General features: G+C 59.2%; 23 protein-coding genes and 1 pseudogene. 8 read left to right on the top strand and 16 right to left on the bottom strand.

Going from position 1 to position 22,275, the window contains the following annotated elements; genetic code table 11:
- The first annotated feature begins 32 nt into the window (after positions 1-32).
- Positions 33-668, top strand: coding sequence for a 2OG-Fe(II) oxygenase (locus ACSOSP_RS24020; protein ID WP_455313403.1), 636 nt, complete (start codon positions 33-35; stop codon positions 666-668).
- A 75-nt stretch (positions 669-743) separates the two neighbouring features.
- Here the strand turns inward: ACSOSP_RS24020 and ACSOSP_RS24025 are convergent, their stop codons facing one another.
- The 10 genes from ACSOSP_RS24025 to ACSOSP_RS24070 form a co-directional block, all read right to left on the bottom strand.
- Positions 744-1,880 (bottom strand): hypothetical protein, encoded by a 1,137-nt coding sequence (locus ACSOSP_RS24025; protein WP_455313404.1) that lies wholly within the window; start codon positions 1,878-1,880, stop codon positions 744-746.
- 76 nt (positions 1,881-1,956) lie between these two features.
- Positions 1,957-2,436 carry a class I adenylate-forming enzyme family protein gene (locus ACSOSP_RS24030; RefSeq protein ID WP_455313656.1) on the bottom strand — a complete coding sequence of 160 codons (480 nt, stop codon included), beginning with the start codon at positions 2,434-2,436 and terminating at the stop codon, positions 1,957-1,959.
- A complete protein-coding gene (locus ACSOSP_RS24035) occupies positions 2,418-2,744 on the bottom strand; it encodes a hypothetical protein (protein ID WP_455313405.1) in 327 nt (108 codons plus the stop codon). The genes ACSOSP_RS24030 and ACSOSP_RS24035 overlap by 19 nt, the downstream gene beginning before the upstream one ends.
- Positions 2,723-3,121 (bottom strand): ATP-binding cassette domain-containing protein, encoded by a 399-nt coding sequence (locus tag ACSOSP_RS24040; RefSeq protein ID WP_455313406.1) that lies wholly within the window; start codon positions 3,119-3,121, stop codon positions 2,723-2,725. The genes ACSOSP_RS24035 and ACSOSP_RS24040 overlap by 22 nt, the downstream gene beginning before the upstream one ends.
- 65 nt (positions 3,122-3,186) lie before the next feature.
- Positions 3,187-3,963: a GntR family transcriptional regulator gene (locus tag ACSOSP_RS24045; RefSeq protein ID WP_455313407.1), complete on the bottom strand. Its 777-nt coding sequence runs from the start codon at positions 3,961-3,963 to the stop codon at positions 3,187-3,189.
- Positions 3,964-4,488: 525 nt separating this feature from the next.
- Positions 4,489-5,796 carry a replication protein O gene (locus tag ACSOSP_RS24050; protein ID WP_455313408.1) on the bottom strand — a complete coding sequence of 436 codons (1,308 nt, stop codon included), beginning with the start codon at positions 5,794-5,796 and terminating at the stop codon, positions 4,489-4,491.
- Between the two features lie 350 nt (positions 5,797-6,146).
- Positions 6,147-7,109 carry a ParB/RepB/Spo0J family partition protein gene (locus tag ACSOSP_RS24055; protein ID WP_455313409.1) on the bottom strand — a complete coding sequence of 321 codons (963 nt, stop codon included), beginning with the start codon at positions 7,107-7,109 and terminating at the stop codon, positions 6,147-6,149.
- 2 nt (positions 7,110-7,111) lie between these two features.
- Positions 7,112-8,308 carry a ParA family protein gene (locus tag ACSOSP_RS24060; RefSeq protein WP_031360339.1) on the bottom strand — a complete coding sequence of 399 codons (1,197 nt, stop codon included), beginning with the start codon at positions 8,306-8,308 and terminating at the stop codon, positions 7,112-7,114.
- A gap of 246 nt (positions 8,309-8,554) precedes the next feature.
- Positions 8,555-10,489 (bottom strand): phage integrase family protein, encoded by a 1,935-nt coding sequence (locus ACSOSP_RS24065; RefSeq protein WP_455313410.1) that lies wholly within the window; start codon positions 10,487-10,489, stop codon positions 8,555-8,557.
- A 359-nt stretch (positions 10,490-10,848) separates the two neighbouring features.
- Positions 10,849-11,703 (bottom strand): SDR family oxidoreductase, encoded by an 855-nt coding sequence (locus ACSOSP_RS24070; RefSeq protein ID WP_455313411.1) that lies wholly within the window; start codon positions 11,701-11,703, stop codon positions 10,849-10,851.
- Between the two features lie 88 nt (positions 11,704-11,791).
- On the opposite strand from ACSOSP_RS24070, the gene ACSOSP_RS24075 reads away from it, so the two are divergent.
- Positions 11,792-12,193, top strand: a complete 402-nt coding sequence (locus ACSOSP_RS24075) for a winged helix-turn-helix transcriptional regulator (RefSeq protein ID WP_455313412.1) — start codon at positions 11,792-11,794, stop codon at positions 12,191-12,193.
- 92 nt (positions 12,194-12,285) lie between these two features.
- Here the strand turns inward: ACSOSP_RS24075 and ACSOSP_RS24080 are convergent, their stop codons facing one another.
- On the bottom strand, positions 12,286-13,245 hold the full coding sequence (locus tag ACSOSP_RS24080) for an aromatic alcohol reductase (protein WP_455313413.1): 960 nt from the start codon (positions 13,243-13,245) through the stop codon (positions 12,286-12,288).
- Between the two features lie 275 nt (positions 13,246-13,520).
- Between ACSOSP_RS24080 and ACSOSP_RS24085 the strand changes: the two genes are divergently transcribed.
- The 3 genes from ACSOSP_RS24085 to ACSOSP_RS24095 all read left to right on the top strand — a co-directional run bounded on the left by ACSOSP_RS24085 (position 13,521) and on the right by ACSOSP_RS24095 (position 15,631).
- Positions 13,521-14,441, top strand: coding sequence for a LysR family transcriptional regulator (locus ACSOSP_RS24085; RefSeq protein WP_455313414.1), 921 nt, complete (start codon positions 13,521-13,523; stop codon positions 14,439-14,441).
- A gap of 156 nt (positions 14,442-14,597) precedes the next feature.
- Entirely contained in the window at positions 14,598-15,128 is a 531-nt protein-coding gene (locus tag ACSOSP_RS24090; protein ID WP_455313415.1) for an Mpo1 family 2-hydroxy fatty acid dioxygenase, read from the top strand.
- A 182-nt stretch (positions 15,129-15,310) separates the two neighbouring features.
- Complete coding sequence (locus ACSOSP_RS24095) at positions 15,311-15,631, top strand: DUF4148 domain-containing protein (RefSeq protein ID WP_455313416.1); 321 nt, start codon at positions 15,311-15,313, stop codon at positions 15,629-15,631.
- A 318-nt stretch (positions 15,632-15,949) separates the two neighbouring features.
- On the opposite strand, the pseudogene ACSOSP_RS24100 reads toward ACSOSP_RS24095, so the two are convergent.
- The 3 genes and pseudogenes from ACSOSP_RS24100 to ACSOSP_RS24110 form a co-directional block, all read right to left on the bottom strand.
- Positions 15,950-16,134 (bottom strand): annotated as a pseudogene (locus ACSOSP_RS24100) (PLP-dependent aminotransferase family protein); the annotation flags it as partial.
- A gap of 25 nt (positions 16,135-16,159) precedes the next feature.
- A complete protein-coding gene (locus tag ACSOSP_RS24105; RefSeq protein WP_455313417.1) occupies positions 16,160-16,702 on the bottom strand; it encodes a DUF2867 domain-containing protein in 543 nt (180 codons plus the stop codon).
- A gap of 166 nt (positions 16,703-16,868) precedes the next feature.
- Positions 16,869-17,834, bottom strand: a complete 966-nt coding sequence (locus ACSOSP_RS24110; RefSeq protein WP_455313418.1) for a GlxA family transcriptional regulator — start codon at positions 17,832-17,834, stop codon at positions 16,869-16,871.
- Positions 17,835-17,943: 109 nt separating this feature from the next.
- Between ACSOSP_RS24110 and ACSOSP_RS24115 the strand changes: the two genes are divergently transcribed.
- Both ACSOSP_RS24115 and ACSOSP_RS24120 read left to right on the top strand, forming a co-directional pair.
- Positions 17,944-18,234, top strand: a complete 291-nt coding sequence (locus ACSOSP_RS24115; protein ID WP_455313419.1) for a hypothetical protein — start codon at positions 17,944-17,946, stop codon at positions 18,232-18,234.
- A 284-nt stretch (positions 18,235-18,518) separates the two neighbouring features.
- Positions 18,519-19,349 carry a methyltransferase domain-containing protein gene (locus ACSOSP_RS24120; protein ID WP_455313420.1) on the top strand — a complete coding sequence of 277 codons (831 nt, stop codon included), beginning with the start codon at positions 18,519-18,521 and terminating at the stop codon, positions 19,347-19,349.
- A gap of 51 nt (positions 19,350-19,400) precedes the next feature.
- Here ACSOSP_RS24120 and ACSOSP_RS24125 read toward each other — a convergent pair whose 3' ends face one another.
- Together ACSOSP_RS24125 and ACSOSP_RS24130 are read right to left on the bottom strand one after the other, a co-directional pair.
- Positions 19,401-19,856, bottom strand: coding sequence for a hypothetical protein (locus tag ACSOSP_RS24125; protein WP_455313421.1), 456 nt, complete (start codon positions 19,854-19,856; stop codon positions 19,401-19,403).
- A gap of 106 nt (positions 19,857-19,962) precedes the next feature.
- Complete coding sequence (locus ACSOSP_RS24130) at positions 19,963-20,835, bottom strand: LysR family transcriptional regulator (protein ID WP_455313422.1); 873 nt, start codon at positions 20,833-20,835, stop codon at positions 19,963-19,965.
- A gap of 111 nt (positions 20,836-20,946) precedes the next feature.
- Here ACSOSP_RS24130 and ACSOSP_RS24135 point away from each other — a divergent pair, with 111 nt between their 5' ends.
- Positions 20,947-22,254, top strand: coding sequence for an aspartate aminotransferase family protein (locus tag ACSOSP_RS24135; protein WP_455313423.1), 1,308 nt, complete (start codon positions 20,947-20,949; stop codon positions 22,252-22,254).
- The last annotated feature ends 21 nt before the right edge of the window (positions 22,255-22,275 follow it).

Consider the following 22,275-nt stretch of genomic DNA (forward strand, 5'->3'; position numbering starts at 1 on the left):
CCACCCAGCACCCTCGTTCGAAGGAACCCGCAGTGATCCGATCGCAACCGCCGGCGCATTCCGATGCTTCCGGAGATGGCCTGCATCGTCATATTGTCGATGCCGTTCATGAGCATGGCTGGTCGGTGCAGGACATTTTCTTGCCGCCGGATCTGACCCTCGCGCTGGCGCTGGAATGCGCCGCGCTCGCGGCGGCCGGGAAGCTGACACCGGCGCACGTCAGCCAGGGCACGGCGCGATCGCTGCAGCCCGGCGTGCGCGGCGACAAGATCCAGTGGCTCGAGGCGGGTCAGTCGGACGCGTGCGACCGGTATCTCGCGATCATGGAAACACTTCGCGTTGCGTTGAATCGCGGGCTGTTCCTGGGTCTCGATGAATACGAAAGCCACTTTGCGTTCTACACACCGGGCGCTTCATACAAGCAGCACCGCGACCGGTTCCGCCACGACGACAGCCGGACCGTTTCGGTGATCGTCTATCTGAATACGGACTGGCTGCCCGAGCACGGCGGGGCTTTACGACTGCATCCGGAAGGCTTGGACACGCACGATATCTCGCCGGTCGGTAGCCGGATCGCGGTGTTTTTATCCGCCGACATGCTGCACGAAGTATTACCTGCAACGCGCGACCGCCTGTCGCTCACGGGATGGTTCAAACGCCGCGCTTAGTGCTTGATTTCGGTTCCAGGCGCGACGCGCATTGATCATTCTTTCGAGAAGCGAAGGCTTTAAAGAACGTGTCCTTCAGACCGGGGCATCGTCTCCCAGGGTGCCTTGTTCGCGAATCCACTGTGCAAACGCTTCATCCTCGAAGCGATATTCACCATGCGCGAGTTTGGTCACGATGTTGCCGGCCTGAAGCCGGCGCAAGGAATGCGCGGGCGTATTCATTGGCGGCGCCTTGGGCAGGCCGAGCAAGGTCCCCAACTGCTCTCGTGTTGCCTGGCCATGGAAGTCGGACACCATGCCGTCGGCCATCATGTGGAGCAGCGCGCGGTCGGCCGGCAGTAATCCGGTCCACTGCCGTTTGAATTGCTCGTTGTTGAACACGTGCTCTTTCGTGAATTGAAGCGCGGCTTCAGGGCCATCGAACGGGTACGTAAGATGCCGCTCCAGAAAACGCCGGAAAAACTCTGGCGTGCTGTTGAGCTGATCGAACGCCTTGACCGCATGTTTCATCGAGAGCTGATGCTTGGCAATGCTATTGACCTTCTTCACCATGAATTCGAGGAAATCGCGACCCAGCAGCGGAAAAGGTTCAAGCGGCGCCCAATTGAAAAACGGCTCCGACGAGCGTCCGAACATGGTTCTCAACGTCGATTCCGAACTACCGGCAAAGATCACTTTCAGCCGGTCCTTGCGAACGTCCAGCCCCGCACGCAGCGCATGCGCAAAATTCGAGTGGGCCGCGGCAGCCAGAACTTGCGCTTCGTCGATGATCAGAAGCAGCGGCTTCGGCTGGGAATCGAACGCCTTGAGCGCGTCGGACAAAAGCGTGCCGACATACCTCTTGTCCTCCGCCGACAATTCCGCCTCGACCGACGCTTCACCAAATGCCGGGACCCTGCCCGTGGCCTTGAGACTCTTGACCGGACTCCGGGCTCGCCGCGCAAGCCTTCCCCACCAATTCGGCTCGATCGCGCCATAGAGAGCGCCCACCAGCGCGCCGGCGGGTTCCTCGTCGTCGTCCCACAGGTTCACGTAAGCGCTCAGGTAACCGCCGGCCGTGGCCGCCGGGATCAGGTCCTTAAGGAGGAATTCCGTCTTGCCCATCCGCCGCCGCGCGAAAAGCGTGCGCGCAGAGGACAGCCCTAGCCCAAACAGGTTCAGATACCCTGCGGCGAGTTCGGGACGAGAAAAATGCCATAGATCGGACTTCATATTTCAAACTATATCATTGTGTTTTAAATATATCAAACTAGATGATATAACTTGATAGTCGGCGCCCCTTGATCCCTCAGGCCTTTCCAGAACGCCCTTCATCCGCCAGTCGCCTTGCCGCTTCGCGCTTTAAAACCGCCCGGTCGATCTTGTTGGTCGACGCGAGCGGAAACGCATCGACGAACCAGACTTGCCGCGGATGCTGATAGGCCGGTGCATGTTCCAGCGCGAACGCTTTCACCTCCTCCACGCTCAATTGCGCCCCCGGTTTCAGCACGACAAAGGCCACGGGTTTTGTCCCCTTGATCGCGTCGTCGATGGGAATCACACTCGCTTGCTGGATCGACGGACGCCGCTCGAGCATCTTTTCAACGTCACCCGGGAAGATGTTTTCGCCGCCGGAAACGAACATGTCATCTCGTCGTCCAATGAACGCGTAGATGCCGTTTTCGTCGCGGCGAAACACATCGCCGGTGCGGTAGAAACCGTCGGGCGTAATCGGCGTGCTCAGGTCTGGGCGGTTGTGATAGCCGTTCATCAAGCCCGGGCTGCGCATCTCCAACCCGCCTTCGTTCGCAAGTTCGCCGTTCGTATCGATGAGACGAAGTTCCACTTGCGGACGCCCCGCGCCGATCGCATGCACAGGCGTGGGCAAGCCCGCCGGATGCTGCCCGAGCACGACCGGGCCACCCTCGGTAGTGCCATACGCGTTGCCACCTTCGCGTTCGGAAGCAACGCGTGAGTCCGTTGGAGCAATGCGCCGCTGACCGGCGCCGAACCCATCCGCACATAGCGCACCGACGATAATTTTGTGTGCGTGAGAAGTTCGGAATCCTGCATCATCATGGCGATCGTCGGCGGCACGGAGTTGAGCCACGTGCAGCGATAAGTATCGATAGCGCGGATGTAATTGCGAAACCTTGCTGTCCGACCAGATCGAGCACTGCGTTCGCGCGGGTATGGCGTTCGCGAGCGGGAATCGCGAGGCTCACTGCTTCAAGGCCGAACTCGGCATTCGCACGCGCTGTGCGCCAGGGCAACAGCCGGTCTTCCGGGAACATATACGAGAGCGCGTTGCGGTCCTTCGTTCCCTCGCTCCGCTTGCCGTCGATCCAGAGCTCGCCTTGACTCGCTTCGAACAGTCCTGCCATCATGTTGAGCAGCGTGCTCTTGCCACAGCCGGACGTGCCGTGCAGCGCGACTATTTCACCTTGTGCGACATCGAAGGAAACTCGGTCCAAAACCTTTAGTATTCCGAAGTTTTTTCCAACATTGCGTAGTGAGATGTCCGCGGAAATCGCCGCGCTCATCGGCGAAGCTCCGCCAACGTATACAGCGGCAACGACGCCCCCGCGCTGGAAAGACTCGCGTAGACCTTCTCCATTGTCATGCTCTGGAACGTTTCTATATGTCTGCGCGCGATTGTCTCTGCACGATGACCATCGCCGTCAATAAACGCGTCGATCATTGCATTGTGATCGTGCTTGATCTCAGGTTTGGTTCCCTGCACGCCGAAGCCAAGCGCAACCAGACGCGACATTTCATCGAGCAAGCTCGCGAGCGTTCGATGCAACCGCTCGTTGCCGCTCGCAGCGGCTATAGCCAGATGAAATTCGCGATTGGCGTCGAGAAGAACATCGATTTGCGCCGACAATGCCCGCTCCGGATGCGGCACACGGCACGCTGCTTCAAGGCGCCGCAGCAACTCCACGTCAACGCGACCGCAGGCTAGCCGTGCTGCCAGTGGTTCCAGTTGCACGCGCAGCGCGAACACCTCTTCCACGTCTTTCAACGTGATAGCTGCGATGCGGTAACCCTGTCGAGGCACGGAACGCACGAAACCTTCATGCACGAGCCGGACGAGCGCGATACGGCAACTCGTTTTGCCGATGCCGTACTTTGACATCAACTGGCTTTCGGTAACGGTCGACCCGGGCATCAGCTTGCATGAAAGAAGGTCGCGGCGGATGCGTTCGTACGCGTCGTCGCCGCGCAATATCGCGGGGGCAGACGGGATAGGCGAATCGGGAGAGGGCGTGGTGAATTCGTCGTCGATCATGGCCTTGAATTGTGAGCTGCTCACGACAGGAAGTTGGTACGTTCAAGAAACTATCGTAGTGGATGTTCGTTGACCAACCGTAACGTACATTGCCTCGTCAGAACTCTGAGAAAGACGGAAAGAGCCTTTTTTTAAGAGCGGGTTGTGCGTCCGGGCTGGCGGTTGGACCCTTGGGCGGCGCGGATTGCGGATCCCGCACAAGTTGACCGTTAGTTGCGATTGACCGGACTCTGTGACACCGGCTATAAGCCTCAGCGCCTCGATAATTCATGCGAAGGCTCATGCTGTTTGATCTGCTTTCGCGGGATGGTTGCATTGCGCAGAATCTTCCGGCGTCGGTCGGCTTGATATTCGTCCGCGAAACGACGCGACACACGTGAGGGCTCCAACGCGCAGCGGGAATAGAGCGATGTCGGGTTGATATCGGAATCCCGATAGCACGCACGTCCTGACGCTCGCTGACGATTCCGACCGATCGATGCCCAACGTGCTGCGTTGACAAAAGCCTCCCATTCTTATCGCAGAGGAAAAGCGGACCGAATCTAGGCATCAAGCATTCGCCTGCAAACCTTGCCGCGAACTCGCGTCAACTCGTACGTCGAGAGTGTCCAGGGAGACGCCCGCACACGTTGCTCGCAACATCTTCTTCATCTCAATGAGGCGATCGTTGATCGTTGATGTTCTGGTCCGCGGCATGGCGTCTGCGGCTGGCGCTGTAGCCTTCGACTGAACCGCGCGATTGTTGTCGCACTTCAACCGGAATGCATCCACCTGGTCAGACGTCGCTCGGACGACTTCCCTTGCATTGAGCGCAACGACGAACGCTGCTGCCCACTGGCCGGTCGAGACGCGTGGTTGTGCTTCGCGGTAGTCGTGGACGGTGATCGAGTCGGCGGTGCTGGCGACCGTGATGAGACGGGTGTTGGCAATATCGATAAATACCTGTCCGGCGCATTGGAGCACAGCGGCGTCGATATTTGCGGCTTGCACGCGCTCTTCGGCTAGTCGTTCTGCGGCGAGTCGCTTGGCGCGGATCTGGTGTCCAAAGTCAACGGGAGACCGGAGCAGGGCACGAAGGTAGCTAATCGGGCGCTTCGCATTTCGCAGATGTTCCCAGGTCGCTTCCACCACGTCGGAAAGGAGCTTCGCCTGCGCTTTCGCTTCTCGCATGAGTTTAAAAATCAAAAATTGACGAAAACCCAAGGTCAGCAAGCGCTGGAGATCCGCTGGGAGCTCTCCTGGTTGTCTCTTTTGATTCTTAGGGAACAGATCCTTATATATAGCTCCGTCTGCCACCGTGACACACGGTGAGGTAAATGAATGCGCGGGTGCGCTGAGTGCCGCATCGTCCGTCGAAGTCGAGTCGACGGGGTGAGCAGGAGGAAGTTGGCGAATGGAAGATTGCGTGTCGGAAGCCTGAGTGCCGTACCCGAGCACAAGGGCGGATTTTTCTGTGAGGTGCAGATAGGCGCGGCCAAACAGCCCTGCTGTCCCGAAGCGCTTCTGTGGCACGCGTTCAATCAGACCGGCTGTTTCGAGATCGTCCAGGCTTCGATAGAACGTGCGCATCGATTGCATGGCGCGTCCGGTCAGAAGCTCACGACGGGCGAATATGGCGCCGTACGGCCGATTGGCGTCGACAGTGCGTGCAAGTGCGGCTAAGACGGCACGAGCTCGAGCAGGGAGTGCCGGGAAGTTCGCAGCACGATGCGCGGCCCGAAATACAACCCAGGGGAGATTTGATTGACCGGCGAGAAATTCATCCAGCGCGGTTTGGTCGATATCGACGGAGTCGTCGGAGGGTGGAAGAGGGTGCAAGTCCCCCTCGCCAGCAACGGAAAGTTGCGCGATAAGCATGTCACACGTCCATTTCTTCAAAATGGAAGAGAAACGCTTGACTGCCGATCGCTATCCGCTACACTTCGAGGTGTTGGGCCTTTATCCGATTCCCGTCGGAGAAATGCAGCGGTGGGCAAGCGACAGCGAAGCCCGATTATTCAAAAGCCTTCGGTTCCCGCCGAAGGCTTTTGTTTTTCCTGCATTGAAATCAGTTCATGATCGTTCTCGGTCGTTTGGCGGACTATTGAACTAAGTCCATGATTTTTAACGATTCCCTACTAGGGAAGTCTTGAATCTCGATTCAAGACTTCAGGGTAATGATGTGTTGCGCGCTAAGTCGTTGATTTAAAGCAGTTCCCTACTAGGGATCAATGCTTTTCGAGTTCCGACTCAATGAACGCGTGAATTCGTTCTGCCCATTGCTCTGCTTCGTCAGCGGCTTTGCCGGAGAACGAAACTCCGACGACCCCATTTCGCGCTGAAATCTGGCAAACCTTCTTCGCACCGCGTTTGACGATCAGGGGTTCGTGTTTCTCGCGTGGCGCCCGATCCGGTTTTGTTGCCGCAACCGCTTGCGCCTGGGTGTATGCGTCATCAGCCAAAAGCCGTTCGATCGCCGCTTTTACTTTGTCTACGCGACCCTCTGCTACCGCCTTGGCCATTTGTTCTGCTGCGTTACTCCCCAATCGTTCGGGTCGAGTTGCCAACAGTTCCTTGCACTCGTCAGGCAGCAGATCGAATTTCATGATCCGCCCGACGTGCGAGTCGCTAATGCCTGCGGCCTTCGCCAGATCCTCTTTCGTAATTCCCGTCGAGTCCTGAAGCGATTTGAAGCCCCAGAATTTCTCAAAGTCTGAAAGAGTGGGCGACAAGAGATTCGAGAAGAATGCGGCGTACTCAACCATCGACGCATCGATGTCCAGCACAATGCCGTCAATCTCGGTGCGACCCAGTTCGCGATACACGGATGCCCGGTTGTGACCGGCCACGATGTCGTACTCACCGTCGTGGCGTTCACGCACCGTAATCGGCTGCGCGAGCGGGTATGCGGTCAGGTTCGCTTTAAGCTCGGCGTACTCTGACGCTGTGAGGCGTCGGCGCCGACCCGGAATCTCGTGAAGCTTGTCCAGCGGCAGTTTGCCGGGTGCACGCTGTTCGAGCGCCCGTTTTAGCTTGTCAATCTCAGCCTGCTGGCTGTGAACGCGGCCTTGAAGACCGATCAACTGCCCAGGCGCGGTGCGAGGTACGACCGGTTCTGAAGGCGTGTCCATACTGTCGTCGTCAAGTCGAATGCCCGCCGCCTTTGCCTTTTGTTTCGCTGCTGTAGACATGCTTACTCCTTGTCCCAGAGGTAACAGACCTTGCTGTCGATCAGATCCACAACCTGGTCATACGGCACGCGGATTCGCCGAAGCGTTGCGGCATTGCCGTCATAGTTCGGGAAGTCGTACACCGTCGAAAAATCGTTGGTGGTCGTCCGGGCAAGATCCGTTTCCGGGATTTCCACCGGCAGGACGCGCTCGCCATAGGTCGTAATGACCCAGTCGCGAACAATGGACGCATTCGCCTTATTCGGCATACGCGTTACCAGGATGTCGATGAAATCGAACACCTTCGCTTCATCCGCTGACTCGCCGAATTGCTTCATCCCGGAGACCATGTCGGAGAAAAGCGACCAGAACTGGACCATCGATGCAAACGAGAGTGTGTCGGGCATTACCGGCACGATGACCCCATCCGCCGCGAAAAGCGCGTTGATGGTCAGGTAACTCAACGTGGGCGCGGTATCGATGATGATGTAGTCGTACTCGTGCTTGAGTTCCTTGAGACCGTCGTTCAGCACGTTCCAGAACTTCGCGCTCGGCGATGCGTGAACGCGCGCCGGGAGCATGAATTCGGCGTTGAACAGGTCCGTGGATGACGGGATCAGGTCAAGGTTTTCCCAATACGTCTGCATTGGCAAATGCTTCATGTCGAAGGTTTCGCCGCTGACGTAAGCCTCGATCAGAGGCAAGATAGTCTGGTCGCCATTGATTTCCGCGTGCGGGTTGATCCCGTACAGCGTGGTCGCGCTGCCCTGCGGGTCCATATCTATATGGAGGACGCGCCGGCCATGACGCAAGGACAAACCTTGCGCCAATACCATGGACGTCGTGGTCTTGGTTACTCCGCCCTTGAAGTTGCCGATTGCGATGATTTTCCCGTCCTTGCCCGCCGGACGTTGTCGTGGCTTGCGTTCGGCCTTTACCCATTCGATGGTTTCGGCGAGCGTAAACTGCCGCGCGGCCCCAGCCTTTTCCTGGGTGCCTTGAGGCAGCTCCCCTTTCTTGATCAGATAGGAGAAGCGGGCTTTGTCGATGCCGCACAGTTCCTGAAGTTTGCCGCTCGGGAACACCGGGGCAACCTTCCGTGGGAACGGCTGGAGCATTTGAGTGCGAATTCGCTCGAGCATTTTCGCGGAGCGAGCCGCCAAATTGACGAGGTCATCCGGCGTCACCTCGATGGGTGGCGTCGAAAGGTTAATATCCATGTTCTTCCCGGTGGCTCTGGTTCTACCAAAAACGTGGATTCTCCCTTAAAAGGTAGAACCGACGGTAACCGAAGACTAAGAGGTATACGGAGTAAACGCAAGTAAACTTTGCCGAACCGGGGTAGCCGCAAAGGCACGTGGTTGTTGGGCTTCGAGGAAAAACATGAGAAAAGACTTGAGGCAAATCGAGGGTCTTGCGGCGCTTTTGGTCTGTAGATTCAAGCGCCGGCGGGGACTTTCTTGCTGCTAGCGCGTCGACAGAATGCCGCTTTTACCGTCTGCTGACGAACTGCGGCGGTGTGCTTTCACATAAAGACGCGTGGTGGAAAGATTGGCATGGCCGAGTCGGACCTGGACTTCGCGGCAATCCGTACCGCTTTCGAGCGCGTGATGCGAGTGGGTGTGACGGACCCAGTGCGTACTCGCATTGAAATAGCGGCGGGAATCGAGCAGATTTTGCGGCGTCGAGAGAAAAGCGGCCCAGGAGAACAGCCGCCGGAAGACTTGCCCCATCCCGTCCGGGGTCAGTGAATTGCCGGTGCGAAAATTCGCCAGGAGCGGGGTGTCGGCCGGACAAGCGGTGGGGTCCCCGGGCAAACCGCGGGCGCGCAAGCTCTCAAAAACCAATTGCATCACGGCCTGTGGCACCGGAATGGTCCGTGCCGCATGGCCTTTTCCGGGGATTGCCAGCTGCCAGGCATCGGCCGATGCACCTTCGGGCTGGCTTTCCAGCGCGGGCGGGATCAGTCGGCCGGTTGTCGCATGCGCCAATTCCGCACGCCGCAGCCCGGTCGAGTAGGCAAGATTCAGCGCCAGATAGTCGCGCAATTCCCGTTGAGAATACCGGTCGCGAGAAGCCGCCTGGACTACGCTTTGCCACTGCTCGTGATTTAGCGAGCGCCCCGAGACATCGATCCGTGCGCCGATCGCCACAACCGGGGCGGCTGAAAACGGGTTGTGCGCCCAGTAGTTCTGCTCGACCAGCCACTCGCTCATTGCGTGAAGAATTGCCCGCGCGGTTTCCCGGCTGCGATTGGAGAGGGCGCCGATAAACGGTCGCCAATCCAGGTGAGTTCGCTCGATTTTCGCGCGTCCAACCCAGCGGGCGGCTGGCTGCGGATCGGCCAAAAACGTCCCGATATACCCCGCGCAGTCGGCGCCGTCCAACGACGAAAGCGCTTTGTTCTTTTCGTTGACCGCCCACAGGAGCAGGCGTTCGGCCTCCCGGCGATAAGCGCGGGCGGTATGCGGACTGTGCTGCCGGGTGGCTAGCCACGCATCGATTGCTTGCAAATCCGTGTCCAGCGAACAGGGCAGACTGCGGTTTCGTGCCCGATTAGTACCCGCCGATCCATCCATTTCCGCGGGAACAGCGAGTGATTCGATCGGCACGATGCCGCTCTGGCGCGGCCGCAGCAGCGCCGGATCGCCGCTGGATAAACGACGGCGAGGGGTGAGCGCCCGTTTGGACAGCGTATGCCGGAGCGAATCGGCGTGAAGAGCGAGCCAGTCGACTATCCGGCGCGCCGCTTTCGGCCCGACACGCGCCACGCTTGCATACCAGCGGTGACCGCGCTGCTCGATGTATTCAAGGAGATCGGCGAGCGTATGTATACCAGTGTGTTGAAGGCGGCTGGCAATCGCGGGCTCGAGCCAGCTCGCGACGGGGTGGTCCGCCTGCGGCGCCTGGACCAGACTGGCTTCCATGCGGGCGAGGGCGTCGATCTGACGCCGGCGCAGGCGGGCATTCCGGGTTGAACGCCGATCGGCCCCAAGGTTGTTTTCCTCGCGAAATTCCGCCTGATAAAGCTCCAGCAGTTCGGCTTCACTATGAAAACCGTTGGGGTCGACCGATTCACGATAGGCCTCCAGCGTTGGCATCTCGCTGACTGCCAGCCGCTGCGCGTCAGGAATGCTGCCGGGTCTGAGGCGCAGGAGATGCGTGGCTTCGACATCGCGGGTACGGCGTGCAGCGCCCGACAGGGTGTCGCGCAACAGCCCGATCAGACGGCGGGTCGCCCGGATGTCGGTGGTGGCGTCGCCGTAAGTCGCATGCAGCTGCTCGACCGACACCCCATCCAGATATCCGCGATAGAGCGCGAAATGCTCTCGAGTAAGCCGCTTGATTGAGGAGCGGTTCTCGGCATTGCGAACGGATGACGTAGGTAAAGCAGCCGGCATGAGTTATTTATGCTTTCGTTTCAATAGCTTGGAGGCAGGCTACCAGCGTACAGGCGGTTTGACAACAAAAAACGATACATCTGATAAGTATACGAACGCTCGCAAGCGTTGGTCTTGCACTGTCGTGCCGACCGCGGTCAAAAAGACTCGGTTCGAGATGAGCTCGGGGTAGTGAAACCTGAAGCGCCGGCGTGAGCAGGCCAGATCAATGGAAGAAGCCGATGCCAGCCACAGTTCATGGGGCGGTCGACGAACAATGAGGACAATGCAACGCGATCGTCACATTGAACAACTCATGCGTGTCGCGCGCATTGACTGCCCGACACGCACCATCGCGACAAGCTATAAGAAACTTGCGATCAAGCGGTGAGCGCCTCGGCCACCACGGTAGTCAGGGGCGTAGTCGCCCGGCCGAGGAGTTGGCTCAACTGATGACCCTCGTCGAAAAGTGCGCCTTTCGATGCAGCCGTATCCGAGTCGGACAGCAGCGCAGCCACGACTTCCGGCAACCCGACGCCGATCAGCGCGGCCTTGTGGTCCGCCTCGGAAAGATTCCGGTATTCGACCGTCTTGCCTGACTGGCGTGTCACTTCGGCAGCCAGTTCCGCGAGGGTGTAGGCGGAATCGCCGGCCAGTTCATAGACGCGCCCCGCCTGCGCGTCGCGAGTCATTACCAGCGCTGCCGCTTCCGCATAGTCCGCGCGTGCCGCCGATGCAATCTTGCCGTCGCCCGCGCTGCCGAGAATCGCGCCGTGTTCGAGCGCAGCGGGGATGCCGTGGGCGTAGTTCTCGGTGTACCAGCCGTTACGTAGCAAAACGAACGGTACGCCGGACGCGCGCAGCGCCTGTTCGGTCTCGCGGTGTTCATCGGCGAGGCCGAGTGGCGATGTATCGGCCCGCAGCACGCTGGTATAGCCGATCAACTGCACGCCGTTGCGCTTCGCGGCATCGATTGCCGCGCGATGCTGAATCGCACGGCGGCCGAGTTCATTCGATGAAATCAGCAACAACTTGTCCGCGCCCTTGAAGGCGGCGTCGAGCGTGGCAGGTTCGTTATAGTCGGCGCGCCGGACTTGCACGCCCAGCGCGGCGAGATCGGCCGCCTTCTCGGGATTGCGTACCGCGGCAACAATCTCGCTTGCCGATTGGGTCTTCAACAACGCTTTGATGACAAGCCGGCCAAGTTGGCCGGTGGCTCCGGTAACGACGATCATGATCAAACTCCTGGGATAAATGCGACGGAAACCGTACCGTATCGGATAAACTAACTTTTCGTAAGTACGTACGCGGAGGTAAGTATCGATGGACTCGCATGTTGATTTTTCCGGCGACGGTGTGCCGTTGTCGGATCTGGTGCGTCGCGGTGAATTGCTGTCGGCGGACTGCCCGTCGCGGGAAGTGCTCAAGCATGTCACCAGCCGGTGGGGGGTTCTCGTGTTGATGGTGCTGCTGGAGCAGACCTGCCGTTTCAGCGATCTGCGCCGCAAGGTGGATGGCGTGAGCGAAAAAATGCTCGCGCAGACCCTGCAATGGCTGGCGGCCGATGGTTTCGTGATCCGCACCGCGTATGACGAAGTGCCGCCGCATGTGGACTATCGGCTGACGCCGCTGGGGGAGGAAGTCGCGCGGCAGGTCACGTCGCTGGCGGACTGGATTGAAGTGAATCTGTCGCGCATCCTGAGTGCGCGGACGGTGGAGGCGTAGAAGGCAGGCGCTGATCGGGTAGCGCGCGGTGTTGCTGTCGACGCGCTACCCGAGTTCGATCGGGCGGTTTACATGTTGAGTGTCCGAGCACGTTATGAGTGGCCGACATCCGTTAGCGCGGCGCTATCGCTTGCCAAAAGATTGGCGCGCATCCAGTCTTCGAGCCCACAAGCCGAGATGCGACGTTGGGCATTGAACGTCTGCGACTTGTCCCACGCCACGCCTTTTCCTTCGGCGAAGACCGCACGATACTTCTTGATCGAATCGTCCGGATCGTCGGCCAGTTCGCGTTTCAAGTCCGGCACGCTCCAGGCAGTGCGATCCACGTTCAGGTTCAGCAGATCATCGACTGCGTCAGCGAGTTGACGGTAAGTAACGGTGTCGCCGGCTACGTACACGATCTGATCGACGATGCGGGGTTCCGCGAACACAATCTCGGTGGTCAGCGCGCCGATGTCGTCAGCCGTTGTCACGGTCACGCCGTTGTCCCAGCTTCCCAATGCGTTCACGGTGTTTCGGTCGAGGTCGACCACGCCGAACGATGGTTCGAAGAGAAAGCTGGTAAACATGCCGGTCGATACGATCACCCATTCCGTCCGATCCTGCGAGCGCAGCAGCTCGCGCACGTCGAGCTGCTCATCGAACAGATCTTGCGGACTTCCCCGGCCGATGACATCGTAGTCGACGCCGAATTGCCACGGAAAATATCGCTTCACTTCCGCCTTCAGCACGGCGCGGGCAAGTTTGCGCTGAACGCCGCTGCCACCCACGAATCCTGTGCACGAGATCACCGTATGGAAGCGGCCAAAAACTGCGGCCAGCGATTCTTCCGATTGCTCCGCGAGATCGCCCGGAAGCAGTTCGATGCCAAGCGAACGCAGCTCGGCAATGTCCTTCTGCTTGACGGGATCATGCGAATCGATCGTCGACGGACGCAGCAGAGCCGCAATAGAAATACCCGACGCCGGCGTAACGCGGCGCGCGAGACTGCGCAACATGGCCATGCCGAGTTCGCCGGCACCCAGCACAAGAATAGAATTGGCATGCAGCATACGAGTACCCTTTTTGCTTGAGAAAAGTTATCGGAAGCGCGTGCTTGCGCGACCCGTGATCACCGGCTCGACACTCCGCAGTGCGTCAAGGGGAGATCAGCCGGACACTCGGAAGTCTAGAGGTCGGGATGCGTGGCATTGTTCGCCGTCACGGAAATGAGAACGCGTGTGCATCGAACGTTTCCGGCGGGAGAAGCCGGAGATCAACGCAGGACGAACACCCCTTCTGACATGCCTGCAGATGGCGAAATACGAACCGGACACGTGCCCCGTTCATGGACAAACTTCAAGCGATGACAACCTTTGCGCGGGTCGTCGAAACGCAGAGCTTCAGCAAGGCAGCGCAGACTCTGTCAATGCCCCGGTCATCGGTAACAACGCTGATCAAGAATCTTGAGCGGCATCTGGGTGCAACATTGCTTCGGCGAAGCACCCGGACGCTCAGCCTCACCGATGCCGGCGAACGTTATTACGCGTCATGCCGCGCAATCCTGTCGGACATCGCCCGGGCCGAGACCGGTCTGGTGGCGGACGCAACCGCTCCGCATGGGCGGATACGGGCGGGTATGCCCGGTGTATTAGGCCGCGCAATCGTGCTGCCGCGGCTACGGGAGTTCGAGCAGCTTTTTCCCGGTATTGAACTGACGCTGGTTCTCAGCGATCGTCCTGTCGACCTGATTTACGATGGCATCGATTGCGTGATCCGCACCGGCGAGCTGACGGATTCCACGTTGACCGCACGCAGGCTGGGTCACCTGAGCTGGCTGACCTGCGCGGCGCCGCGATATCTCAAGGAATACGGAGAACCGGATAGCGTTCAAGCGCTGAGTGTTCATCGCGCGGTCAATTACATATCGAACGCCACGGGCCGGCCGCTTGACTGGCGCTTTAATGTCGATGGTGAAAACGTCACCATGACTATGCAAAGCCGCTTTGCCGTCAACGAAACAGAAGCGTATCTACAATGCGGACTTGAAGGGTTGGGACTGATCCAGCTGTCGGAGTTTGTCGCGTCGCCGTACCTTCAAACCGGGCGGCTGAAAGAGGTGCTGGCCAGCGCGAGAAGTGCGCCCGTGCCTATTTCGATTGTTTATCCGAACGGTAGAAATGCGGGCGCGGCGATCAAGGCTTTTGTCGATTGGGTCATCCGGATCTTTCCGCAAAGCGGCGTCAATCCGGATGTGGCATCGAGATGACCAGCCGCTTTAACAGAAAAGCAGCGGGCGCAGGGGTAACTCGGTCGAGCCAATGTTCAAATCCAACCTTGTGTTTTCAGCCGTGTATAGCGGTCACAATGCTGACGCAACCGATTGCACGAGAATGCCGTTGGCCACGAATCGGAGGGTATCGCCATGAAATCGCTGGTTGACCAGCTTGGACAGTACGCGGTGTATCACCGCGACTCGCGCAACATTGCTTCGCACCTCGTTGGCATCCCGTTGATCGTGGTTGCGGTCGCCACGTTATCGGCGCGTCCGGCGATCAGCGTGACGGGGACGCTGAGTGTGTCGCCGGCAATGCTGCTGGCCGCAGCGGTAGCCGTGTTTTATGTTCGGCTTGATCTACGATTCGGTATCCTGATGACTCTTCTGCTCGGGCTGAGCGTGTGGGCGGGGAAGCTCCTCGCGATGCAAACAACCGGGCCGTGGCTCGCTTGGGGCCTGGGTCTGTTTTTTGTCGGCTGGGTGATTCAATTCATCGGCCACTATTTTGAAGGCAGCAAGCCCGCCTTCGTGGACGATGTAATCGGGCTGGCGATCGGGCCGCTATTCATTGTGGCTGAGTTGGCGTTTTTCCTTGGTCTGCGCGAACCCCTACGGCGCGCGATTGAAGAGCGCGCCGGCCCCATTCGCGGTGGTGCGCACAAAAGAGCTGCACGGTGACTGTCAGCTATTTGTATGTTGACGTTATTAACGCTCCCTTAAAAGTCAAGGGTTAACACCTAAATTGACAATAATCACTTGCGTGGTCTGCTCTTAATCTTAAGCGTGCATTTACCTACACTTGAATCACTGAAACGCGAACAGGGTTGTTCGCGAAGAAAATCAAGATTCGGAGGTAGGTCATGAAACTCGTTCAATCACTTATTGTTGCCGCAGCCCTTGCTATCCCGGCTGTGTCGTCTTTCGCTCAATCGAATGCGCCTGTTACCCGCGCCGAAGTGAGAGCCCAACTGGTCCAGCTTGAAAAGGCGGGCTATCAGCCCGGCCGTGATGACCCGAATTACCCGGCTGATATCCAAGCTGCAGAAGCACGTGTTTCTGCGCAAAATGGCGCTGCTACCGGCTTCGGCGGTGTGAGCGATGGCACGTCGGTATCGGGTGCGCGTGCAGTCGTGAGCCCTGCGCTGAACGACAACGCAAAGTCGATCTACTTCGGCCACTAATCAACTCGTCGCAACTCGTCGACCAGGCAACGTTAGCCGGTGGCATTGCCAGTGCCGCGCAGTAATCCTGGCGGTATTGAAGGCAGTTCGAAGAGGGCTGATGAGCGCGCAGCGATCCTGTGCGCTTATTCATTTAATCAGCCATTTTTGAATCAACGAACAGCACCTCCTCCAGCGGGGTTGCTCCGATCCCGATGGATTTAGCCCAACTATAGGTTGGGCTTTTTTTGATTTCGACGACATGCGATGACGACCGACGGTGCGTACTTTCAACCGAGCGTCTTGAGGGCGGTCGAGAACCGGCGCGGTTTCTCTCGCATTGGTGTGACGCAAGAAACGACCTTCGCGCAGGTTGGCTTCTAGTGCGGCCGCTCGCAGTACTCCGAACTGCTGACGTGCGTCAGCTTTTTCACGTCGGCGAGATCACTTGCGAGGGTTGGATCGCAAACAAGTAAAACCACACGCAACGCGGCGGATACCGACTTCGCGAAACTGCCGAAATATTCGTTTGAAGGGCAATACGGAATATCAGGAGCGAACAGGCCAGCCGATGCGCGCAGCGCGGCGCATGCTTGATCGAACCACCATTTCATGGAAAGGCGTGATCAACAGGATGTACGTACGCCCCAAAAGGTTGTGGCATCGCACGACAGTCGATACCGTCAGGTAACGCCCGCCGTCTGCGACACCCGTTCTCGTCTCCTGGAACACCGACACCCTGAAGTCGAGATGCTTGTCGTCCTCGCCGAGGACGATTTCATCGACGGCGCGCTCGTAGATCCTGAAAATGGAGACGTGCTTGTCAAGCTCCGCGCGTGCGGATTCCTCCAGGCCCTTCGATGTCTTGAGGCCAAATCCGGCCACGAGCGCGTCGCGTATTCCCAGGAGCTTTCCAACCCATGCCGGTTGATGCGAAAACATGAATCGGGCTAATAGTTCGGGATCGGTCGTAGCGTTGTCCGGCAAGCGGATGGTGTAGGCGTCCGCGAGATTCGGATGCGCGTACATGCGCGTTACGCGTGAACTTGGCGGCAACGCGACTGACCTTACGGACACACTGGAATTTTGCATGAGCAAGCGACTCCGATAATGGCTCGGGGCAGAGGTAACCGCGAGCTCGCTTCGTGACTGTACACCCGCTGTGTATGGCGCCTTCGCCGCGGTGTCGGCCGGCAGGTGTGCGGCCATTGCAGGCGTTCGACTATCGTCTGCTAACTGCTTTTAACCACGCAAGCCGTCAGCGCAGGTCGGCGCGAAGATCGCGCACGCCTTTGCCCAGGCGCTGGCGCAAGAGCGTTCGCAGCGTCGCTCCATCGACGTAACCGACCTCTGCTGCGATGGCTTCAACGTCAAGGCCGCTGCCGTGAAGAAGGGACTGCGCACGTTCAACGCGCAGGTCCTGGAAATAGGCAAGCGGTGACTTGCCGAGCACCTCCTGGCAACGGCGTTGCAGTGAGCGCGCGCTCGTCGCCAGCGCACTCGCGGCCTCCTGCAGCGAGAACCCGGACTTGAGATGGTCACGCGCCCATTGTTCGAAGCGCTGAATGAGCGGATCGGCCTGCGCCAGATGATTGGGAATGATGTAGACAGCTTGCGAGGAGCGTATGTCGGCGAGCAGGTAGCGTGAGACAAGAGCCGCCAGTTCAGGGCTGGCCCTGCGTATCAGCCAGAGGGCGAGATCGAGATGCCCCATCGCTGCGCCCGCCGTCACGCCCACTTCAGTGGGTACGAGCATGCGCGATTCATCGAGCAAAACGTGCGGATAGCGTTGCCGAAACAACGGACCGAGCCACCAGGTCGTAGTCGCCTCCCGATGATCGAGAAGTCCGGTTTCAGCCACCAGGAATGTCCCGATACAGGACGCGGCGATAAGCGCGCCTTCAGCATGCCATTTCAGCAATTGCGCCTTGGCCTGGATCACGTCCGGTCGTCCGAGGGCTGGGACCAGCTGCTCCGGCGTCCCGGTACTCAATGCGGGGACGATCACCCATTCCGGCTTCACGCATGCCGTTACGGCTTGCACGGGTATGGTCAGTCCTTGTGCAGTCCGGACCCGCTTGCGCATGCCCACGATCTGCACATCGAAACGAGGTGTCCCGCCCATTTGTCCAGCCGAGAATTTATTGGCTAGCGAGAACGCATCGAGCAGGACAGTGAGGCCTGTATCGAACAATCCTTCCAGGGCGAGTATGGAAATTCGCATGGCGTAAATGACCTCAAAGTTGGCATTTGCGACGATACAGCTTTTCGGGTTCGAAGACTACAGTGATCCCCGTTGCACATCGCAATGAAGTTGACCAAGGAGATCACACATGAAAGTTTTTGCCATCGCATCCGCTAATTCGACCCTCACACCCGAGAAGCTCCAGCAGCACATGCCAAACGAAGTTCCGGCCACACTCAAGCTCTATCTCGAGGGCAAGGTCGAGCAGTTCTGGTTTCGTGAAAAGGCCGGTCCGATCTTTCTGATGAATGTAGAGTCGGTCGAGCAAGCCAAGGCGACGCTGGACGCGCTGCCGCTAGTGGCTGACGGACTCATGAGCTACGAACTGCTTCCGGTCGGCCCGCTTGCCCCACTTGGCCGGCTGATCCAGAACCAGTGAACGTTTGACGCCAAGGGCGTCAGCATGGATCTGAACTCGTAGATCCTGAGCATCGGGGCGCCGCTGGGGTGGAGTTGGCGGCGAGTTTGCCGAAGCACATGGCGATCCGTTTGAGGTGTTTAATCTCGTTGACGCAGCGTTCGATCAGATTGCGCTGACGATGGATCGCCTGTTCGGAAATGCGCGCTGCCTGATCGGTTATCGCCAATACGTTGAAACAAGGTGTTCCGCCCGTTTGCCGGGCTGGGCCCGCGCCCGCGCGCAAATCACGATGGAGCAGGAAAATGGACGAAGCAGATGACATCAACCAACACTATGAGCGGCCGAGCCTGGTCGAGCACCTCCAGGCGGCCTTAGCGAAAAGCGGGCTCGCCGAGAAGCGGCTCTCAAGCAGAGATCTTGCTCAACTTGACCAGTTCCATTCGCGGGGCTTGGCGGCAACCATGGAACTGGCGAAGGCCCTGCAAATCACCGAGGCGACCCGTGTTGTCGATATCGGCTCCGGGCTGGGCGGACCGTCCCGCTATTTGGCCGAAACCTTCGGCTGCACGGTGCAGGGCATCGACCTGAGTCAGTCGTTCGTCGATGCGGCCAACTTCCTGGCCGAGCGTTCAGGCCTCGAAGACAAAGTCGTCTACCAGCACGGGAACGCTCTCTCTTTACCCTTCTCCGATGACGCGTTCGACGTCGCATGGACGCAGCACGTCGCCATGAATATTGCTGATCGGGCTGCGCTGTACGGTGAAACGTTTCGCGTGTTGCGTCGCGGCGGTCACTTCGCCATCTTCGATGTGCTCGCCGCTTCTGAAGGCCCCCTGCATTACCCCGTGCCTTGGGCGCGCGGGCCGGAAACGAGTTTCCTTGTGACAGCAGCAGAGATGCGCACTGTTCTCGAGAGCCAGGGATTGCGGATCGTGTCCTGGACCGACTGCACGGAAGCCGGGGTCACCTGGTTCCTGGAGCGGGAGGCCGAGCGGGCGCGGTCTTCGACGCCGCCTTTGCTTGCCCTCGGGACCATCATGGGTCCCGAGTTCGCTCAGGCGGGAATAAACCTTCGCCGCAATCTGAGCGAGGGGCGCGCGGCGCTCATCCAGGCCATCTGCGAGAAGGTCTGATCTTACGGACAAGCCCGGCAAGTGTTTGCCTTGACGAACCCGCAACCCGCTTTACTGAGCAGACGCGTGTGACCTGAGGAACGTCACATATCCATTCTGTGCTTTGAGGATTTTATCGGCACACTTGTCGTAGTCCGAACCTTTCGCGTTGTCTGGCCCATACATACCGCGGCATTGCGCAAAGAGGGTTAGCGTTGCGCCCGTACCTTTCGCCGCGCGGGTCGCCGAAAAGCTGGCCTTGCCCGAACCGGAGGGCACGTCGGTGTCGATGGCGACCGCGTCCGCGCGCGTCACGGACGTATCGGAGTATTGCTCGATATAACGTTTTGTAAGCGCCCATGCAGCGTCGCAGTTCGCCGCGTCGCAATCGACTGCGGCATTGCGTTGAGCGTCGGCAAGGTTGGCTTCGTTATGGACGAATCTCTGGGCTTGCGCCGCCTCCTTTTCGGGAGACGAGCAAGCAGTAAGTACAAGCGCAGCGAGCGCGCAAACAGCAATTTTTTTCACGGATAAAACTTCCCTGGCCACGTTTGAGCACGATTATAGCTGTGCGCCCGACGCGTTCGCAGGTGGCTTGAGCAGCTCGCGCAAGCATGAAGCCCGTGGGAATACGTCAGGACAAAAGTGGCGACATCGTCCTCAAGGTGCGGGTCATGACGTCCTTCACGCTCTCCGCAAGAAGCGAGTCGACCATACCCGAGTACGAGACGACAGCAATGCCAACATGCGGAAGCGGCGGGAGCATCTCTCCTACGGGCATGATCCGCAAATCCGCAGGGACCGCGCTTCTCGTTAGCACGGCGACTGCTATGCCCGCCCTCACGATTGCCAGCAGCCCGTCCTTGCTGACGCTCTCGTAAGCCACGCGGTAGCTGATATTGGCACTGTCGAGCGCGCGTCGCGCAGCTTGATGGTCGAGCGTTTCAGGCACCGACAAGGCTATTTGCAAAGGTCCATCGCTGGGTGGATAAAAGTCGTGCGATGCGATCCACACCAGATCCTCCCAGCGAATCACGCGCTCCGAGTTCCCCTCCGGGGCGAGCGATATCAATGCCACATCCAGGCGACGTGCATCGAGCATTTTCTCGAGCAAGGGCGTAGGCGCACATACGACTTCCAGCGCAACCCGCGGATGCTGCGCCGCTATTGCACGTAGCACGACCGGCAGGAACTCCGTGCAGTAGTCCTCGGGGCATCCGAGCCGGATCGAACCGGTGAGGCCGCGGCCGGTTACGTCGACGAGCGCTTCGTCGTGCGCTCGCACCAGCCTGCGGGCATGCGACAAGAGTCGATCTCCGCGCGATGTCAGTTCCACTCCGCGCGCGGTACGCACCAGCACCGCGCCATCGACGATCTCTTCAATCCGCTTCAACTGCATGCTGATTGCGGATTGCGTACGGCCGACTTCCGCCGCCGCGCGCGTGAGCGATCCGGCATCGGCTATTGCCACGAACGTCCTGAGCAAATCGAAATCCAGCTGCAACATGATGGCATCAGCTCCTCGAATGGCAGGCATGACAACTTTTCATTTCCACCCGCCAGTTTAGTTCGCTTACATTGACCTTCAGCACACCCGCCCTCTACTCTGGACACAGTCATGTCAGCACAAACCGATCGGGATTTTTGGTCAAACGCTCAGCGGCACCTGATTCGTTACGGCGGTACATTCTCGCCTGTCATTATCGAGCGTGCCAGCGGCAGCCATGTCTATGATTCAACGGGCCGCGCAATACTCGACTTCACGTCGGGGCAGATGAGCGCCATCCTTGGTCACTCTCATCCGGAGATTGCCGACGTCATCGCCGAGAGCGCACGCAATCTCACGCACCTTTTCAGCGGGATGCTGTCGCGCCCTGTAGTCGACCTGGCGACGCGCCTCGCCGGCATCGCGCCTGCAGGCCTCGAACGTTCGTTGCTGCTCAGCACCGGCGGCGAAGCCAACGAAGCAGCGATCAAGATGGCGAAGCTCGTCACTGGTCGCCACGAGATCGTGAGCTTTGCTCAATCGTGGCACGGCATGACCGGCGGCGCCGCTTCGGCCACTTACAGCGCCGGGCGCAAAGGATATGGTCCGGCCGCCGTCGGGTCCTTTGCCATTCCGGCGCCCTATCCATACCGGCCGCGATTCGAGCGCAACGGTGCCTATGATTGGGCGGCTGAACTCGACTATGCATTCGACCTGATCGACCGGCAGTCGAGCGGCAGCCTCGCGGCGTTTATCGCAGAACCAATCCTGAGTTCGGGCGGCCTGATTGAACTGCCGAAAGGCTACATGCGCGCGCTAAAGGAGAAGTGCGTCGAGCGTGGGATGTTGTTGATCGTGGACGAAGCCCAAACCGGCATGGGCAGAACCGGAACCATGTTCGCGTGCGAGCACGACGGCGTAGTGCCCGACATCCTGACCTTGTCCAAAACGCTTGGCGCGGGACTTCCACTGGCTGCCGTGCTGACCACACAGGAAATCGAGAACCAGGCATACGAACGCGGGTTCCTGTTTTATACGACGCACGTGTCTGATCCGATGCCCGCCGCAGTCGGCCTCAAAGTCGTCGAGATCATAGAGCGGGATGGCTTGGTCGAACGCGCAGCTAAATTGGGCACGCGTTTGCGCGACGGCCTGGAGACGCTTCAACGCCGCTTCGAATGTATTGGTGATGTGCGTGGGCGCGGGTTGATGATCGGGATCGAAATCGTGGGCGATCGGGCAACGAAAACGGCGGCGCCGGGCCTGTCGGCTGCAATCACGCGTCGCTGCCTTGAACTCGGCTTGCACATGAATATCGTCCAGCTGCCGGGACTCGGAGATGTCTTTCGGCTTGCTCCGCCGCTTACCATTGCCGAGGCTGAAATCGACCGGGGGTTATCGATTATCGAACAAGCTATGGACGAAAGCGTGAACAGGTGACAGGCACGCCAGAGGCAAACG

The sequence above is a fragment of the Caballeronia sp. KNU42 genome, assembly GCF_053760385.1.